General features: G+C 70.5%; 1 pseudogene. It reads left to right on the forward strand.

The features are described 5' to 3' along the window. Positions 1–393: pseudogene (locus EOA28_RS38450) on the forward strand (DNA repair protein RecN); the annotation flags it as partial.

The raw sequence follows: 393 nt of genomic DNA on the forward strand, positions 1-393 counted from the left end.
CCAATCCGGGCACCAGGCCTGGGCCGATGATGAAGGTCGCCTCGGGCGGCGAGCTCTCGCGCTTTCTCCTGGCGCTGAAGGTGGCGCTCGCTGATCGCGGCTCGGCGCCCACCCTGGTTTTCGACGAAATCGATACCGGCGTCGGCGGCGCCGTGGCCGATGCCATCGGCCAGCGGCTGGCGCGGCTGTCGAAGCGCGTGCAAGTGCTTTCGGTCACGCATGCGCCGCAGGTTGCGGCACGCGCCGCGACGCATTTCCTGATCTCCAAATCCGGCGGCAAGGACCGTGTCGCCACCGGCATCGCCGAGATGGACCGCGCCGCGCGCCAGGAAGAGATTGCGCGCATGCTGGCCGGCGCTGTCATCACCGACGAGGCGCGCGCCGCTGCGGAGC

This window comes from Mesorhizobium sp. M2A.F.Ca.ET.067.02.1.1 (assembly GCF_004023285.1).
Taxonomy (GTDB): Bacteria; Pseudomonadota; Alphaproteobacteria; order Rhizobiales; family Rhizobiaceae; genus Mesorhizobium.